Genomic DNA, 864 nt, shown 5'->3' on the forward strand with positions numbered 1-864 from the left:
GTGATCGACACCGCCGGCCGGCTCCTGGGGCATCGTCAGTTCCCGGCCTCGCGGCGTGGCTACCTCGACTTGCTGGACTGGCTGCGCTCGTTCGGGCTACTGCTGGTCGTCGGCATCGAGGGCACCGGCGCCTATGGTGCCGGCCTGGCGCGCCACCTGCATGACCAGCACGTGGCGATGCTCGAGATCGACCGGCCCGACCGCAAGACCCGCCGCAGCGCGGGCAAGTCCGACCCGATCGATGCCGAAGCCGCTGCCCGGGCCGCTGTGGCTCGGGTCCGGACCGGGGTCCCGAAGGTGCGCACCGGCCGGGTGGAAGCCTTGCGGAACCTGAGGGTGGCCCGGCGCAGTGCGGTGGATCAGCGTGCGGACTGCGTACGTCGGATCAAGACGCTGATCGTGACCGCACCCGACGGACTGCGCGCACGCCTGCGCGGCCTGCCCAAGCAGGAGCTGCTCGACACCTGCGCCGGCCTACGCCCCGACACCGCCCGCGCGGACGAGCCCGAGCAGGCGACCAAGATCGCGCTGCGCAGTCTGGCCCGCCGGCACGCCGCACTCAGGGAGGAGATCACCGAACTCGACGCGCTCATCGAGCCGCTGGTCGCTGCCATCAACCCCGACCTGCTCGCACTCAACGGTGTCGGCGCAGACGTCGCAGGACAGCTCCTGGTCACCGCCGGCGAGAACGCCGACCGGATCTACTCCGAGGCCGCCTTCGCGATGCTATGCGGAGTGGCTCCGATCCCAGCCTCTTCGGGCAAGACCCACCGACACCGGCTCAACCGAGGCGGTGACCGACAAGCCAACGCCGCGCTCTACCGGATCGTGCTGTGCCGGCTGCGCTGGGATCCCCGCACCCAG

1 protein-coding gene is annotated in these 864 nt (G+C 71.2%); it reads left to right on the forward strand.

Annotated features, from left to right (window positions below):
- The coding region (locus GGG17_RS15885) for an IS110 family transposase (RefSeq protein ID WP_154594673.1) at positions 1 to 864 on the forward strand (864 nt) is incomplete at both ends.

Origin of the sequence: Arsenicicoccus cauae (genome assembly GCF_009707125.1) — a bacterium.
GTDB classification, from domain to species: domain Bacteria; phylum Actinomycetota; class Actinomycetes; order Actinomycetales; family Dermatophilaceae; genus Arsenicicoccus; species Arsenicicoccus cauae.